Annotated in this window: 15 protein-coding genes; 10 read left to right on the top strand and 5 right to left on the bottom strand. The window is 64.5% G+C overall.

Features of this window, described 5'->3' with window-relative positions; genetic code table 11:
- From AC3XYG_RS18445 to AC3XYG_RS18430, 4 genes are all read right to left on the bottom strand, one after another.
- Positions 1 to 673: NAD-dependent epimerase/dehydratase family protein (locus tag AC3XYG_RS18445; RefSeq protein ID WP_489141316.1), on the bottom strand; the 673-nt coding region annotated here is incomplete at its 3' end.
- Positions 674 to 784: 111 nt separating this feature from the next.
- Complete coding sequence (locus AC3XYG_RS18440) at positions 785 to 1,942, bottom strand: mandelate racemase/muconate lactonizing enzyme family protein (RefSeq protein ID WP_489141315.1); 1,158 nt, start codon at positions 1,940 to 1,942, stop codon at positions 785 to 787.
- 119 nt (positions 1,943 to 2,061) lie between these two features.
- Positions 2,062 to 3,045 carry an aldo/keto reductase gene (locus AC3XYG_RS18435; protein ID WP_489141314.1) on the bottom strand — a complete coding sequence of 328 codons (984 nt, stop codon included), beginning with the start codon at positions 3,043 to 3,045 and terminating at the stop codon, positions 2,062 to 2,064.
- A gap of 147 nt (positions 3,046 to 3,192) precedes the next feature.
- Positions 3,193 to 3,924 carry a FadR/GntR family transcriptional regulator gene (locus AC3XYG_RS18430; protein WP_489141313.1) on the bottom strand — a complete coding sequence of 244 codons (732 nt, stop codon included), beginning with the start codon at positions 3,922 to 3,924 and terminating at the stop codon, positions 3,193 to 3,195.
- A 641-nt stretch (positions 3,925 to 4,565) separates the two neighbouring features.
- Here AC3XYG_RS18430 and AC3XYG_RS18425 point away from each other — a divergent pair.
- From AC3XYG_RS18425 to AC3XYG_RS18405, 5 genes are all read left to right on the top strand, one after another.
- The gene (locus AC3XYG_RS18425) at positions 4,566 to 5,852 is read left to right on the top strand and encodes an ABC transporter substrate-binding protein (RefSeq protein WP_489141312.1); all 1,287 of its coding nucleotides are present in this window, start codon (positions 4,566 to 4,568) and stop codon (positions 5,850 to 5,852) included.
- 103 nt (positions 5,853 to 5,955) lie between these two features.
- On the top strand, positions 5,956 to 6,780 hold the full coding sequence (locus AC3XYG_RS18420; RefSeq protein ID WP_489141311.1) for a carbohydrate ABC transporter permease: 825 nt from the start codon (positions 5,956 to 5,958) through the stop codon (positions 6,778 to 6,780).
- The gene (locus AC3XYG_RS18415) at positions 6,777 to 7,658 is read left to right on the top strand and encodes a carbohydrate ABC transporter permease (protein ID WP_489141310.1); all 882 of its coding nucleotides are present in this window, start codon (positions 6,777 to 6,779) and stop codon (positions 7,656 to 7,658) included. The genes AC3XYG_RS18420 and AC3XYG_RS18415 overlap by 4 nt, the downstream gene beginning before the upstream one ends.
- A 10-nt stretch (positions 7,659 to 7,668) precedes the next feature.
- On the top strand, positions 7,669 to 8,838 hold the full coding sequence (locus AC3XYG_RS18410; protein WP_489141309.1) for a mandelate racemase/muconate lactonizing enzyme family protein: 1,170 nt from the start codon (positions 7,669 to 7,671) through the stop codon (positions 8,836 to 8,838).
- Positions 8,839 to 8,890: 52 nt separating this feature from the next.
- Entirely contained in the window at positions 8,891 to 9,637 is a 747-nt protein-coding gene (locus tag AC3XYG_RS18405; RefSeq protein ID WP_489141308.1) for an RraA family protein, read from the top strand.
- Positions 9,638 to 9,780: 143 nt separating this feature from the next.
- On the opposite strand, the gene AC3XYG_RS18400 is transcribed toward AC3XYG_RS18405, so the two are convergent.
- Positions 9,781 to 10,752 carry an ArsR/SmtB family transcription factor gene (locus AC3XYG_RS18400; protein ID WP_489141307.1) on the bottom strand — a complete coding sequence of 324 codons (972 nt, stop codon included), beginning with the start codon at positions 10,750 to 10,752 and terminating at the stop codon, positions 9,781 to 9,783.
- A gap of 118 nt (positions 10,753 to 10,870) precedes the next feature.
- Here AC3XYG_RS18400 and AC3XYG_RS18395 point away from each other — a divergent pair, with 118 nt between their 5' ends.
- The 5 genes from AC3XYG_RS18395 to AC3XYG_RS18375 all read left to right on the top strand — a co-directional run.
- A complete protein-coding gene (locus AC3XYG_RS18395; protein ID WP_489141306.1) occupies positions 10,871 to 12,766 on the top strand; it encodes an ABC transporter substrate-binding protein in 1,896 nt (631 codons plus the stop codon).
- A 62-nt stretch (positions 12,767 to 12,828) separates the two neighbouring features.
- Positions 12,829 to 13,512, top strand: coding sequence for an ABC transporter permease (locus tag AC3XYG_RS18390; RefSeq protein ID WP_489141305.1), 684 nt, complete (start codon positions 12,829 to 12,831; stop codon positions 13,510 to 13,512).
- On the top strand, positions 13,509 to 13,832 hold the full coding sequence (locus AC3XYG_RS18385; RefSeq protein ID WP_489141304.1) for an ABC transporter permease subunit: 324 nt from the start codon (positions 13,509 to 13,511) through the stop codon (positions 13,830 to 13,832). The genes AC3XYG_RS18390 and AC3XYG_RS18385 overlap by 4 nt, the downstream gene beginning before the upstream one ends.
- Entirely contained in the window at positions 13,832 to 14,701 is an 870-nt protein-coding gene (locus tag AC3XYG_RS18380) for an ABC transporter permease (RefSeq protein ID WP_489141303.1), read from the top strand. Before AC3XYG_RS18385 ends, AC3XYG_RS18380 begins: the two co-directional genes overlap by 1 nt.
- A partial coding sequence (locus tag AC3XYG_RS18375; protein ID WP_489141302.1) for an ABC transporter ATP-binding protein occupies positions 14,698 to 15,577 on the top strand: 880 nt, incomplete at its 3' end. The genes AC3XYG_RS18380 and AC3XYG_RS18375, both read left to right, overlap by 4 nt.

The raw sequence follows: 15,577 nt of genomic DNA, 5'->3' as shown, positions 1-15,577 counted from the left end.
GATGGACGATCTGGGCCAGGTCGCGAACGTCGATATGGCTCCAGGCGTCGCGCCGGCGCGAAAGCGGGTCGGCGAGATTGCCGGGGAAACGCTCATAGTCTTCGGGCAGGGTCACGCTGCCGATGCGAAGGGCATAGATGTCGGCACCACTGCGAGAGGCAAAGGAGCGGGCAATCTTCTCACCGACCACCTTCGAGAGGCCGTAGCTGTCCGTCGGATCGGTGTCATGGTGCTCGTCGACCGGAAAGCTGTTGAAGTCCCGGTCACCTTCGGCGAAGCAGACGCCGTAGGCGGTCTCGCTAGACGCGATGATCACCTTGCGGATGCCGAGCTTGGTCGCCGCCTCCAGCACGTTGTAGGTCGACAGGACATTGGTCGCGAACATGGTGTTGTCAGGCACCATGAAGATCCGGGGAATCGCGGCGAAGTGCACGACGGCATCGACCGGTGCCCGGCCGGCTCCCGCGAAATATTCCTCGAACCCGTAATGCGCCGAGAGTGCATTGAACGTTTGCCCGCTGTCAGCGAGATCGACAATCAGCGTGTTCACGCCGGGCAGGTCGAGCGGCACGCGATCGAGGTTGAGCACCTGGTGGCCGCGCTGCTGCAGATAGGGGACGACGTGGCGGCCGGCCTTGCCGCTGCCGCCGGTGAAGACGATCCGCTTGCCCATAGATCTTCCTCCCTGTCACACATCGTCGCCCGGTACCGCACCGTCGGCGCCGGGCTCTTCTTGCGGGGGAGGGGCTGATGCGACCGGTGGCGATCAGCCGCCCCCATGCCGTCATGCGAAGATGCTGTATCCGGGGACGGCATGCCTGCGCACGCCATCCATGTCCAACTCGACGCCGATGCCCGGGGTCTCGGGAATGCGGATATGCCCGTTCTCGACGATCGATTTTGCGCCCCCGGGCAGCTTGACGTAGCTGTCCCAGACGGCCCGCTCCTCGAGTGCGTGCCATTCGAGCACGAGGAAGTTCGGGACGGCGGCGCAGGTGTGGCAGGTCGCCATCGTGCCGATCGGGGTCGAGACCAGGTGCGGCGCGAAAGGCAGGTAGTAGATCTCGGCCAGATTCGCGATCTTCTTGCTTTCAGCGAGACCGCCGCATTTCGGCACGTCGGGCATGATCACGTCGGCCACCTGCTGCTGCATCAGCTCGCGGAAGCCCCAGCGCATATACAGGTTCTCGCCGATGCACAGCGGCGTCCGGCTGCGGGCGCGGACCTGGCGAAGCGCGTCGACATTCTCGGCCGGGATCGGCTCCTCGAGCCAGAGAAGGTCGAATTGCTCCATCTCCCAGGCGATCCGGCAGGCGCTCGGGACATCGTAGCGGGCGTGGAGGTCGATGCAGAGCTCGATGTCGGTGCCGATCGCCTCGCGCACCGCCTGGACCCGCTGCACCATGGTGCGGATCTCGGCGGCGTTCGCCGTATGGTTCATCGCATCGAACTTCGCCGGGTGCAGCAGATTGTCGATGTCGAACTTCAGCGCGGTGAACCCTTCGGCGACCATGCGCTTCGCGCGCGCGGCGCAGCCTGCCGGCGAGCCGTCCGCATCGTCGCCATCGCCGCAATCCGCGTAGAGGCGGATCTTGTCGCGGTACTTGCCGCCCATCATCCGGTAGAGCGGCTGGCCCGCCGCCTTGGCCGCGAGGTCCCAGAGCGCGATCTCGATGCCGGACAGCGCGATCAGGAACACGCCCGACTGTGCGCCCGAGAAGACGTGCGCGCGGCGCAGCTTGTCCCAGCAATATTCGACATTGCGCGGATCCTCGCCGATCAGCTCGCGCTTCAGCTCCGAGATCAGGCCGACGATCGCGGCGGCGCCGGCGTCCGGATTGGCCTCGCCGATTCCGTAGATCCCTTCGTCAGTGTCGATCCGGACCAGCGTGGCGTGCCCGTGATAGGCGACAACGGCTGTCTTGATGTCGACGATCTTCATGCATGTCTCCCTTGGCTGTTGCCGCTTGCGGGCAGGTCTTGACCCCAGGCGGCGCCGATGGCGGCGCGCTGCCTGTTGGAGGGGGCAGGACGCGGAGGATTGATGGGCCCGCGGTTTCGTCAGCGGGCCTGCTGTCGCGGCCGGTGGTGGCGGACCCAGTATCCGAACATGTCGCCCTTATCCGAGATCTCGGCCCAAACTGTCTTCGTCAGGCCGTCGATGGCGGCGGCATCCTCCGGCGCGATGGTCCAGCCGACGCTGCCCGCATTCTCCTCGATCTCACGCACGGTCCGTGCGCCAAGCAGCGGCGAGCTCACGCCCGGCCGGCTCGTCAGCCACTGGATGGCGAGCTGAGGAACAGACTTGCCGTATTTCTCGGCGATCGGGCGGAGCGCGTCGACGGCGTCGACCGCCTTATCATAGATGCCCGGCTGGAACAGGACGGTGGTGGGCCGTTCGTCCCCCTCGGCGAACTTCGTGTCGCGGGAGAGCGCCCCGGTCAGCAGTCCCTGGGCAAGGCCGCTATAGGGGATGATCCCGATATTGTGGCTCCGGCAATAGGGCAGGACCTCCGCCTCGATCTCACGCCAGAGCATGTTGTAGGGCGGCTGCAGGACGTCGATCGTGCCATGCGCGCTAGCATTCTCGATCTCTTTCACGCCGAAATTCGAGACGCCGATCGCGCGGATCTTTCCCTGGGCCCGCAGCGTCTCGAGTGCGGCCATCGTATCGCCGATCGGATAGTCAGGATGCGGCCAGTGTATGAAATAGACGTCCACATGGTCGGTCTGGAGACGCCGCAGCGATCCCTCGAACGCCTTGAGGAGATCGCGCGGATCGAGGTGACTGGGGGCGACCTTGGTGGCGATGACCGCCTTGTCGCGGCGACCGACCAGAGCCTTGCCGAGCACCTCCTCGGAGTGGCCATTGCCGTAGGCCTCCGCCGTGTCGACGAGCGTGATGCCGAGCTCGAGGGCGCGGTGGATCACGCGGATCGACTCGCTGTCGTCCGCAGCCCCCCAGAACGCGCCGGACATACCCCAGGTTCCGAGCCCGATTTCCGAAACGGATACGGGCGATGACCCCAGGCGCCGCTGTTGCATGTCTTCCTCCCGCGAATGACGGCCGATGTCGCCTCAGCCGAAGCATCCTGGAGCCTATATACTTATTAGCTTATCTGACAAGTGGCTGGATATCATCCGACCAAGAATGTCATGCGGGGGAGGGGGTGGCCGAAATCGATGGTGACTCTAGGGGCGGATGGCCGAGGGGTCACGCCAGTGGTCCTCCGCCTCGATCAGGAAATTCGCCTTGTTCGCCTCGAGATGCACGCGCATCGCGGCCTCGGCCCGCTTCGGATCGCGTGCCGCAAGCGCTTCATAGATCGACCGATGCTGCTCGGTGGCGGTCGGCAGGGCGCGCGGCGCCTGATTGCTGATCCGGCGGGCGGCCGACTGCCACCACCGCGACGAGAACATGAAGCGATCGAGGATCCGGTTCCGGGTCGCCCGGCAGATCTCCATGTGGAATTCGAGATCAAGCTGGATATAGCTGTCGGCATCGCCGTGGGCGCGCGACATCCCGTCGAGGAGGTCCCGGAGCCGGGCCAGATCTTCGCTGGAAAGGCTTCGGGCGGCTTCAGCCGCAATGGCCGGCTCCAGTATGACGCGCGAGTCGTGAAGCTCCAGCAGCAGCTCCCGGACCTGCTCGTGCGGAAGCCATTCGATCAGCAGGGGGTTGAGATAGTCCCATTCGGCGATGGGCCGAACCACCACGCGGCGCCCCTGCGCGATCTCGACCATGTCGAGAGAGGCCAGGATTTTCAGTGCCTCGCGCGCGACGGCGCGGGAGACGCTGAATTCCGTCAGGATCTGCAGTTCCGAGGGGACGAGCCCGTCGGGGAAGGTGTTGGTGGCGATCCGCTGGATCAGGAGGCCGGCGACCTGAATCGGCAGTGTCCGCAGCTGAACCTTGGCCGTCACGAGGCGCCTTCCGCTTGGTCAATGCTCATGCTCGCCCTTCCTCTCCGTTGCCTTCGGTGCCGAGCCGACCTTCGCGAGCGCTCGCCATGCCCATCTTCATGACGCAAGCGGGCTCCTGCGACAACCCGTCGGCGAGCCGGCAGGGCGGGACTGGCTGCGGGGCTGCGCCGCCTGTCCGGCTCGGTCGCGGGGGCGGAGCAACGCTCAGCCGCACGGCCGGCTTCCGCGCTGGATTGAAGAGATTGGACCGCTCAGATCGGATGTCCTGTCCTGCCGGCCTGGTCTGCGCACGCGCTTTCGACAGTCGCCACTCCGATTCAGTCCCGTGTCGCCCAAAGGTCCAGAGACCCTATTGACCTCCATTGGTCCCCGACGGTAGCATCTACTTATCAGACGAGTCGATAAGTAGATAAGCGCGAAAAAAGCGCAACTGTCCGGACTCGCGCTGCCCTTCGCACGGCGGGGAGGAACAATGCGACCTCAAAGACATACGCGGCCCGTGCTCCGCCCGATGCGGTGAGCCGTGCCCGGCGATTCGCTCATCGAGCGATCGAGGCCGGACATCACCAGAAACCCCATCATCGCCGGGAGGACGATCGCGGCTTCGTAGAACCATCAACGATGAAAAGGGAGGGAGACGAATGTCTTTCACGTTTTCGCGGCGTGGGTTCCTGGGTGGATCCGCAGCGCTGCTCGGCGCCACCACGCTTTCGGCTCCACATATCGCGCGGGCGGCAGCGGGAGACGAGATCCGCGCCCTGCTGATCACCGGCGGCCCCCTCTATCCGAAGTACTGGGAGAGGATCGTCAGCGACTTCACCCAGAAGACCGGAATCCGGGTCAAATACGACCTGCTCGAATTCACGCCGCTGACGACGAAGGTGGTCACTCTCGGCGCCGCCCGCAGCGATCTCTACGATGTGTTCAGCACGCACACGGCGCAGATCGACTCATTCTTCAATTATTTCAGCCCGCTCAACGAGTATTTTTCAGATGAAGAGCTGAAGGATTTTTATCAGGTCGGCGTCGACTACCTGGTTTCCCCCAAGACCAGGAAGCTCGCAGCCATTCCGCGCAACATGGACTCCCGGACGCAATACTACCGGTCCGATGTCTACGCCGAGCACGGGCTGAAGGCGGCGGTGACCTGGGAGGATATGGTCGATGTCGGCCAGAAGCTCACCGGGAATGGCTATTACGGCCTCGTCGTGCCCGGCCAGGGCGATCCGGCGCAGCGCACCTTCAGCGACCTGCTGTGGCAGGCTGGGGGCGAATGGGTCGACGAGACCAACAAGCCCTCGTTCAATGCCGCACCGGGCATCGAGGCGCTGACCTACTATCGCGACCTGATCCACAAGTGGAAGGTCGTGCCGCCGGACACGGTCTCTTATCAGTGGAACGAGAACTCGACCCAGTTCTCCTCCGGTGCCGCCATGACTTCGTTCGACTGGCCGGGGGCCTTCTCGACGCTTTCCAATCCGGAGACATCGAAGGTCGCCGGCAAGTGGGCGACGGCGCCGTATATCAGGAACAAGGCGGCGATCTCCTGCGCCATCTCGCACGCCATGGCGCTGAACAGCCTGTCGAAGCGCAAGGACCCGGCGGTCGAGTTCATCAAATATACGGTGAGCCCGGAGGCGCAGCTCCTGAACTTCAACGAATACTCGAACTTCCCGAGCCGGATTTCCGTGGCAAAGCAGGCCGTCGCGCAGGCGAGCGGCGCCAAGGCGGAATGGCTCTCCCAGCTCGAGCAGACGATCGCCACCGGCAAGGAGTGGCCCAAGCTGCCCGGCTTCTCGCGGGTCTGCACGCTCATGTTCTCGACCATCGAGCGGGCGCTCAGCAACCAGGCCACGCCGGAGGACGCGCTCAACCAGGCCGCCGCTGAAGCCCTGCAGATCATGACGCAGGCGGGGGCCTACGATTAGCATGACAGCCGCAGTCCGGCCGGCGGGGCGCCGGTGGCGAGGGTCGCCACTGGCTCCTTCTTGGCGAACAGGCTACCTGCTCGCGAGCCCGGCCCTGATCGCGATGATCGCGATCCTGATCTATCCGCTGGGCTACTCCTTCGTGATGAGCTTCTACCGATGGGACCTGTCCGCCCCGTCGCAAAGCTTCATCGGCCTGTCGAATTATCGCGACATGCTGACCAATCTGGGCTTCCAGCAGTCGCTCCGGGTCCAACTGATCTTCTCGGTGCTCACCATCACCATCGAGGTGGTGGCCGGCATCGGCGTCGCCGTCCTGGTGAACGGGCGCCTGCACGGCCTGAGGCTCGCCCGCACGCTGCTGCTGGTGCCGCCGATGATCGCGCCGGCCGTCGTCGGACTCAATTTCCGTTGGCTGTTCAACGGCCAGTACGGCCTCGTCAACGCAGTGCTGCGCTTTCTCGGCCTGCCCGAGGCTCCCTGGCTGTCCGACCCAAACTGGGCGCTCGCCTCGGTGATGATCGCCGACATCTGGCAGAACACGCCGCTGCTCGTGCTGCTTTTCCTCGCCGGCCTGCAGTCGCTGCCGCAGGATCCGATCGAGGCGGCGAAGGTCGATGGCGCCTCGCCTTGGGCGATCTTCCGGCACATCACCCTGCCGTTGATGCGCCCGGTCATCATGATCGCGCTGATGCTCCGCATCATCGACACCTTCCGGACCTTCGACGTCATCTGGCTGATGACGCAGGGCGGGCCCGGCGGCGCGACCAATCTCATCACCGTCAACGCCTACCTGCTGGCTTTCCAGGGCGGGGCGTTCGGCCATGCGGCGGCCGTCTCCTATATCGCGCTGTTCCTCTCGCTGCTGCTGCTCGGCGTCCTTTACGGCGTGCCCCGGGCGCGACGGAAGCTGAGGAGGGGGGCATGATCGGCACCGTTGTCGACGAGCCGGCCCGTGGCCGCGGCCGCCGTGCGCGCCGCCGCCGCCATCTCGGCCTCTCGGCCCGTTACGTCGTCCTGCTCGGGACGATCCTGCTGACGATCTTTCCGCTGCTCTGGCTCGTGCTGACCTCGCTTCGCGGCTCGGCGGACATCTTCGCCATGCCGGTGCGGGTGTTTCCGGAGTCGGTGACGTTCGGCCAGTACATCTCGGTCTTCAGCCAGTACGGCCTCGACGACTATCTCTGGAACACGGTCATCGTGTCGGTGGCCACCGTGGTGCTGGTGATCCTGCTGGGCGTGCCCTGCGCCTATGCGATGTCGCGTTTCCGGCTGCCCGGGGCGAGGGTCATCCTCAGTATCCTGCTCATCATGCGCATGATCCCGGTGGTCGCGCTCGCCATCCCGCTGTTCGCGGTCTTCGCATCGATCGGCCTGCTCGATACGCTGACAGCCCTGGTGCTCACCCACACCGCCGCGAAGCTGCCGGTCGCGATCTGGCTGCTGATGGGGTTCATCCAGGACGTGCCCAGGGAGATCGAGGAGTCGGCGCAGATGGATGGCGCGGGCACGCCGCGGATCCTCGTGCAGATCGTGTCGCCGCTCATCGCGCCGGGGATCGGCGCCACGGCGGTGATCACCTTCCTGTTCACCTGGAACGACCTCCTGGTCGCGCTGACCCTCTCGTCCTCCGAAGCGGCACAGACGCTCCCCGTGGGGCTCACCAACTTTGTCTCCCAGTTCGGCATCGACTGGGGCGCGATGTCGGCGGCCGGCGTGCTGATGGTGATCCCGACCCTGATCTTCGTCTGGTTCGCGCAAGGGCTGCTGGTGAAGGGCCTGATGTCGGGCGCGGTGCGTGGCTGAGGAGCGGAAAATGAAGATTACGAAGATTATTCCGTGGCTGGTGAAGGTGGAGCGCGCCTATTGGGGCGAGTACCTCTTCGTCGAGGTCAGGACGGACGAGGGACTTTCCGGCTGGGGCGAGATCACGACCACGACCAGGCCGGCCAACCGCGCCGTCGCCGCGATCCTGCGCCAGCTCAACGATCTGCTTGTCGGCGATGATCCGACGCGGATCGAGCACATCTGGCACAAGACCTTCCGTTCCTTCACCTATATGGGATCGCGCGGCGCGGCCTCGCATGTCGTGAGCGGCATCGACATCGCATTGTGGGACATCGTCGGCAAGGCGCGCGGGGTGCCGATCTACGAACTGCTCGGCGGGGCGGTGCGCGACGATGTGTTGATCTACACCCATCCGGACCAGTCGAAATTCACGTCGAAGGACGGCGTGGTCGCCGAGATCCGGCGGATCCTCGATTCAGGACACACGGCCATCAAGTTCGATCCGTTCCCGTCCTATGAGGGGCGATCGAGCGACCCGCACGGCTATCTCGACGGCTATCTTCCCAAGAAGGGCGAGCGCGAGGCGGCCGAGCTTACTGCCCTGATCCGGGAGACCGCTGGGCCGGATGTCGAGATCCTGATCGATGCGCACGGCCGTTTCGACGTGCCGACGGCGATCCGGCTCTGCCGGGCGCTCGAGGAGGCCGGCCAGATCGACTGGTTCGAGGAGCCGGTGCCGGTCGAGAGCTATCACGCGCTGCGTCAGGTGCGAGAGAAGGTCTCCGCCGCAATCTCTGTGGGCGAGAGGCTGCACACACGCTGGGAGGTCGTGCCGATCCTCGAGAAGGAGCTCGCGGATTATCTGATGCCCGACGTCACCTGGACCGGTGGCATCAGTGAGCTGAAGAAGATCGCCACACTCGCCGAGGCCTATTATGTCCCCATCAGCCCGCATGATGCGAGCGGCCCCATCAATGTAACGGCCGGCGCCCATGTCATGATGACCGTCCCGAATTTCTACCGGATCGAGACCAGCGACTGTGACCTCTCGCGCTACGACAGGCTGATCGGGACGCCGCTCGACAATTCGGGCGGTCGGATTCATCTCAGCCGCGAGCCGGGTCTCGGCATCACCATGAATCTCGACTATCTGCGCGCCAACATCATCGATGGCTTCGGCGATCCCGACGCGCGCTGAGCCACCCCACGTCGCCGCCCGCAAGGCGGCCACCCTGCCGATGGAGAAGAGAGTGACCCTGACTGAGATCAAGGATATCACGCGCCCGCCGCGCGCGCTTTGCGATGCATTGGCTGCGATCGGCACCGCGACGCTGTCGAGCGAGCTGGCGCAGCATCTCGGCATCCGCGACGTGCAGATCCGAGGGCCACGGCCGCTGAAGAAGGGCCGGACGATCGCCGGGCCGGCACTGACGCTGCAATGCATGCCGAAGCGGGAGGATCTCTACGGCGCGGCGGAGTACGGCAATCCCGAGCTGCAGCTGCATCGGCACGTGATGTATCCGACCCAGGCTGGCGACGTCATCGTGGTCGACGCGCGCGGCGATCTCGGCAGCGGCATCTTCGGCGAGATGATGCTGACCTTTTTCGCCGGGCGCGGTGGCGTGGGCGTGGTGGTCGATGGCTGCATCCGGGATTCGGCCGCGGCCGCCGAGCTCGATCTTGGCATCTGGGTTCGCGACGTGACCCCGAACTACCATGCCCAGACCAGCATCATCCCCTTCGCGGTGAACGTCCCGATCGCCTGCTCGAACGTGCTGGTCATTCCTGGGGACATCATCGTGGCCGACGATGATGGGGTGGTCGTCGTGCCGATCGGGTTGGCGCCGAAGCTCGTCGAGATCGCCGGCAAGCACACGGAATGGGAGGAGTTCACCCGCATTCGCCTGTCGGAGGGCGGCGACCTCCGGAAGTATTACCCGCTGACCGAGGAGGCCGAGGCGGAGTACCGCGACTGGCGTGACGCGCAGCGACGCTGAGACAGCGTGCCTCCGGTGAGCCAACAGGCACGAGGTCAAGCTGTTTGTCGACACCTCGAACCGGATAGCGGCGTCAACCGGGGAGCCTTGGCGCGATGCATCGAATTCCCGTCAATGGACCGACGCGGCGCCGCGGGCCAGTGTCACTCCCGCAGGTGCAAGCGCATGACGATATCCTGATCATGATTGCCGAAGCCCCGGCCGAAGATGTTCAGGCCGCCGGGGTTCTCGGCATTCTCATCGATGCCGATCCTGAGCCGGATCGCGTGATGGTCGTTCAGTTGGAGCTGATCCAGTGTCACGGGAGAGGCGCGGGTTCCGTTGACGAAAGCGCCTTCATCGGTGACACGCCAACTCACAAGCGCGCCGTACTGTGAGCCAGCGAGCTTCCACCATCGCGGGGTGTAGCGGCCGCGGATGTCACCATAGTCACCCGGCGACGTCCAGGTCGCGACGGCGACATGGTTGATCCACAGCGTGATGTCCGACGGCCAGTCGCTGTTGGTGCCCGGCACTTCCGACGAGAGCTCCATCGTGACCTCGAGCTGCTCGATCGCCTTCCCGACAACCTTGGAGTTGTTGGGGAACTTGTATTCGACGAATCCGCGGCCGAACCAGATCAGGGACGCCTTCATCCGGTTCGGGTCCAGGAAATGATCGGGGACGTCGAGAAGACCGAGCACACCGTCCGTCGAGCACAGACCGCAGGGGGCGCTGACCTCGCAGGTGGTGTAGAGGCCGATCGGCATCGCCACCTCGATGATCCGGTCATTCTGCAGCGCGTCCGGATCGTCGAGCCGTATCGTGACCTCGTCGTACAGCGCCGAGCAGACCTTCTGCTGCCCCTTGCTCGCCTTCACCGTCTCCGTGCGGATCAGCTCCGCGCGCTCCAGCTTCTGCACATTAATCGCGACAGTGGACTGCGGCAGGTCCAGCTCGCTGCTGATCTGGTTGACGTTCAGGGGGCCGCGCTGACGCAGCAGCCTGAGCATGGCCAGCCTGACGGGAGAGGCGAGCGCGTCCAACGCCTCGCTGCCTTCGCCGGCCATCAACGTCAGCAGTCGTCGCTGTGGAACATCCATCGTGCGATCATCCTTCAAGAGCGGCGACACCATATGATCCAAAATTCTATATTAATAAAACTGATATATATCAAAATAGTTGACGCACTCCAGGAATGAGGGTTCACTCCCCGCCGAACCGGCCCCAGAACCGGTCAGAAAGGGAGAGCTTATGCGCGCCATCAAGTTGCTCGTGCTCGCCTTGGCGAGCCTCATTGCAAGCACCGTCGCGGCATCTGCCCAGGGCACGATCTCGGACCTGCCGCGTCGGGAGACGCTCATCCTTGAGAACCCGGAAGGGACGATCAAGAACCCCGGCTGGTTCAACATCTGGGCGATCAATGCCGGCGGACAGTATACGGGCCTGCACCAGCTCGCTCTCGACACGCTCTGGTACATCGACCCGGAACGTGGGCTCAACGGATCGTGGGAGAATTCCCTGGCCTCCGAGAAGCCCATCTACAATGCTGATTTCACGGAAATGACCGTGAAGCTGCGGCCGGGGATCTTCTGGAGCGACGGCGTCGAGTTCACGGCCGACGACCTCGTCTACACGGTCGAGACCCAGATCAATCATCCGGGCATGCGTTGGAGCGCCCTGCTTTCCCTCAATGTCGACAGCGTGAGCAAGGTGGATCCGCAGACGGTCGTCTTCAAGCTGAAGAAGGCGAACTCCCGCTTCCATGCCCTGTTCACCGTGCGGTTCAACGCCATCTGGATGATGCCGAAGCATGTCTTCGAGAAGGCGCCCGACCCGCTGCGCTTCGACTTCAACAAGCCGGTTTCCCTGGGCGCCTATACGCTCTACAGTTACGACCCGGACGGCAAGTGGTTCATCTGGCAGTTGCGTGACGATTGGCAGCGCACGACGCTTGGCCGCTACGGCAAGCCCGGGCCGAAATATGTCGCCTATATCGACCCCGGCCCGCCCGACAAGCGCGTGATCGCCCAGCTCAACCACGATCTGGATGTCATCCACGACGTCGCGCCGGAGGGCATGTTCACCCTCGCCAAGCAATCGAAGTCGCTGAAGACCTGGTTCAAGGGCTTTCCGTTCGGGCACCCGGACCCGACCCTGCCGTCGGTGATCTTCAACCTGCAGAATCCGACCTTCCAGAACCGTGACGTGCGCTGGGCGCTGGCCCTGCTCATCGACATCAGGGCCGTCTCGATGGCCTCCTATCGCGGAGCGGCGACGATCTCGGCCATCGGCATCCCGCCGACGGGCACTCATCCGGACGACTATCACAAGCCGCTGCAGGAGTGGCTGGCCAACTTCGAGCTCGACACGGGCAAGGAGACGATCAAGCCCTACGATCCCACCATGGGTGCGCAGATCGCTGCGATGTTGCGGCCTTCGATGGGGGACCAGATCCCGACCGATCCCGCGGACATCGCGCGCTCCTTCGGCTACGGCTGGTGGAAGCCGAATCCGGCGGCGGCGGCCGAGCTTCTCGAACGCGCCGGTTTTGCCAAGCGTGGCGATGCCTGGTACACGCCGGACGGCAAACCCTTCTCGGTCAAGATCATGGTCGAGGGCGACTCCCGGCCGGTGATGACACGGGCGGGCACCATGATCGCGCAGGAGTGGCGGCAGTTCGGCATCGACGCCAAGATCGACGTGGCGCAGGGCACCAACATGCTCGACCGGCGCGGCGCCGGTGACTTCGACACCTTCATCGGCTGGAGTGTCGAGAGCTATGGCGGCCACCCCGATCTCGCCTTCTTCCTCGACAGCTGGCATTCGCAGTTCGTGGCGCCGGCAGGCAAGACCCAGTCGCCGCGCAACTGGCAGCGTCTGAAGAGCCCGGAGCTTGACAAGCTGATCGAGCAGATCCGGACGGTGTCCTTCGAGGATCCGAAGACGGTCGAACTCGGGCGCGACTATGCCAAGTTCATGGTGCGCGAGATGCCGATCATCCCGCTGATGGCCTACAACGTCTTCACGGCCATGGATACGACCTACTGGACCGGTTACCCGACAGCCGACGACCCCTACACCGATCCGGTGCCGAACTGGGGCAATTCGCGGCTGATGATGGTTCGGCTGAAGCCGACCCAACCCTGAGTTCCGCGAAGGCCACGCGGCGCCCGGCTGACGGGCGCCGCGGGCAAACCGATGACCGGACCATGAAATCCTATCTCGTCTACCTCGCCAAGCGACTCGTGCAGTTCGTGGTCGTCGTCTTCATTGGCGTGAACATCACCTATGTCATCACCCACTCGACACCGATCGACCCGGTGGAGCAGAGCATTTCGGCTGCCACCTCCTTCGGCGTGACCAGCCCGGAGGCGGTGGAGATGATGCGCGCCTCGCTGCGCCAGCTCTACGGCCTCGAAGGATCGCCGATCGAGCAATATGTCTCGTTCTGGAGGCGGGTGGTCGTCGGCGATTTCGGTCCCTCGCTTTCCGCCTTCCCGACGCCGGTGTCCGCCCTGATCTGGCGGGCCATGCCCTGGACGGTCGGGCTCCTCCTTGCCTCGACGATCATGACCTGGATCATCGGCAACGCCCTCGGCGGGCTTGCCGGCTACTACAGGCGGAACCGCTTCCTGAAGCTGCTCGGCATCGTGTCGATGGGCGTCCACCCCATTCCCTACTACATCATCGCCTTCGTCCTGCTGATCATCTTCGGCTTTCTCTGGCCGATCCTGCCGATCAGCGGCGGCGCCAGCATGAACGCCAATCGCGGAGACACGTTCGGCTTCGCGCTGGACGTGCTGGTGCACTCGGTGCTGCCGTCCCTTTCGCTCATGGCGGTCGGCATCGGCGGCTGGTTCATGGGCATGCGCTCGCTGGTGTCAACATCGTGACCGAGGACTACGTCACCTATGCCGAGCTCGGGGGCGTCAGGTCCCGCACGATCCTGACCTCCTACGTGATGCGCAACGCATTGGGTCCCCAGGTCACGGGACTCGCGCTCCAGCTCGGCGCCATCTTCAACGGGGCCATCATCACCGAACAGGTGTTCGGCTACCCCGGCCTCGGCTCGCTGCTCATCAGCGGCGTCCATGCGGGCGACTACAGCCTCGTGCTCGGCATCACCTCGGTCTCGATCATCGCCGTTTCAGCCGCGGTCCTGCTGATCGATCTGCTCTATCCCCTGATCGATCCGCGCGTGGAGGCACGTTGATGCAAAGCTTCGCCGTCTTTCGCGACCTCCTCCGCTACAATTTCGGGTTTGCCGCAGGCCTCGTCCTGGTCGGCATCGTCGTCCTCATGGCGCTTCTGTCCTTTGTGTCGCCCTATCCGCCGCTCGACGTCTATGTCGTCGCGCCGGACGCGCCGCCGTCATGGGACTTCATCTTCGGCACGAGCTCCCGCGGCCAGGACGTGTTCTGGCAATTGACCGTCGCCATCCGAAACACGCTCAGCTTCGGCATCACGGTCGCGGTGCTGAGCCGGATCATCTCGCTCGCGGTCGGGCTGCTGGCCGGTTACAAGGGCGGATGGGTCGATCGGGTGCTGATGTCGATCAACGACACATTCATCGTCATCCCGTTCTTTCCGATCCTCATCCTGTTCTACTTCATCATGCGCGACGCCATGAGCTGGACGTCGCTCGCGCTCATCACGGCCGCCTTGGGCTGGGCCTATGACGCGCGGCTGATCCGCGCCATGGCGATGAGCCTCCGAACCCGCGAGTTCACGAGCCAGGCCTATTTTTCGGGGGCCAGCACGCGCCAGATCCTGGTCCAGGACCATCTCCCCTTCGTCCTGCCGATCCTGTTCTCGACCACGATGAACAACATCAACTGGTCCATCGGCATCGAGGTCACGCTGTCGGTGCTCGGCTTCACCGACATCAACACGCCGACGATCGGCGGGATGATCTACTGGGCCAATCAGCACGCCGCGCTGGTCTCCGGCGTCTGGTGGTGGGTCGCCTTCCCGATCGCACTGGTGATCATGCTGTTCGTCGGGCTTTTCCTGCTCGCGATCTCGATGAACGAGTACATCGATCCGCGCAGCCGGCTCGCCCGCATGGGGGGTGGCGCATGAGCCTCGCCCCCGACGTTCATCCGCAGCCGGGAATGGCCGTCGGAAGCCCCGCCGCTGCGGCGCCGCTCCTCGAAGTCTCGGGCCTCAAGGCCTATTACCAGATGCGGTTCTTCGGCATCACCCGTGAAGTCCGCGCCGTCGACGACGTCACCTTCAGCATCCGCCGCAACGAGATCTACGGGCTGGCCGGGGAGTCCAGTTCCGGCAAATCCACGCTGATCAAGACGATCGCGAGGGCCATCCGCCCGCCGCTCAATGTGGTCGGCGGGTCTGTGGCCTTCACCTTCGAGGATGGGCGCCAGAATATCTATGAGATGTCACCGGCCCAGATCGCCGCCATCCGCTGGAGCCGCCTTTCCTATGTGACGATGGGCTCGATTAATGTACTCAACCCGGTGCGCCGGATCCGCAGCACCTTCGTCGACTTCGCCGCGCGGCACCTCGGCGGCAGCCGCCGGGATTTCCTGACGACCGTCGAACGCCATCTCGGTCGCCTTTCGCTCGATCCGCGGGTGCTCGACGCCTATCCGCATGAGCTGTCGGGCGGCATGCGTCAGCGCCTGACGATCGCGCTCGCCACCATCTGCCGGCCGGAATTCATCATCGCCGACGAGCCGACGACCGCATTGGACGTCGTGGTGCAGAAAGACGTGCTCGCCATGCTCCGCGAGGTCCAGCAGGAGATGGGCTCATCCATCCTGTTTGTCACCCACGACATGGCGGTGCACGCCAATCTTACCGACCGGCTGGGCATCATGTATGCCGGCCGCCTGGTGGAGGAGGGGCGTACCGCCGACATCTTCCGCATCGCCCGCCATCCTTACACCGCGCATCTGATCGCCAGCCTGCCGCGGCTGGGCGACACCGCCCCCAAGG

Source organism: Inquilinus sp. (assembly GCF_057815775.1).
This window is presented reverse-complemented; position numbering and strand designations above follow the sequence as displayed.

Coding starts and splice junctions, on each gene's coding strand:
- AC3XYG_RS18435 (WP_489141314.1), bottom strand. CDS start 3,045: ATGCAACAGCGGCGCCTGGGGTCATCGCCCGTATCCGTTTCGGAAATC.
- AC3XYG_RS18380 (WP_489141303.1), top strand. CDS start 13,832: ATGCAAAGCTTCGCCGTCTTTCGCGACCTCCTCCGCTACAATTTCGGG.
- AC3XYG_RS18440 (WP_489141315.1), bottom strand. CDS start 1,942: ATGAAGATCGTCGACATCAAGACAGCCGTTGTCGCCTATCACGGGCAC.
- AC3XYG_RS18400 (WP_489141307.1), bottom strand. CDS start 10,752: ATGGTGTCGCCGCTCTTGAAGGATGATCGCACGATGGATGTTCCACAG.
- AC3XYG_RS18395 (WP_489141306.1), top strand. CDS start 10,871: ATGCGCGCCATCAAGTTGCTCGTGCTCGCCTTGGCGAGCCTCATTGCA.
- AC3XYG_RS18425 (WP_489141312.1), top strand. CDS start 4,566: ATGTCTTTCACGTTTTCGCGGCGTGGGTTCCTGGGTGGATCCGCAGCG.
- AC3XYG_RS18410 (WP_489141309.1), top strand. CDS start 7,669: ATGAAGATTACGAAGATTATTCCGTGGCTGGTGAAGGTGGAGCGCGCC.
- AC3XYG_RS18415 (WP_489141310.1), top strand. CDS start 6,777: ATGATCGGCACCGTTGTCGACGAGCCGGCCCGTGGCCGCGGCCGCCGT.
- AC3XYG_RS18420 (WP_489141311.1), top strand. CDS start 5,956: ATGATCGCGATCCTGATCTATCCGCTGGGCTACTCCTTCGTGATGAGC.
- AC3XYG_RS18390 (WP_489141305.1), top strand. CDS start 12,829: ATGAAATCCTATCTCGTCTACCTCGCCAAGCGACTCGTGCAGTTCGTG.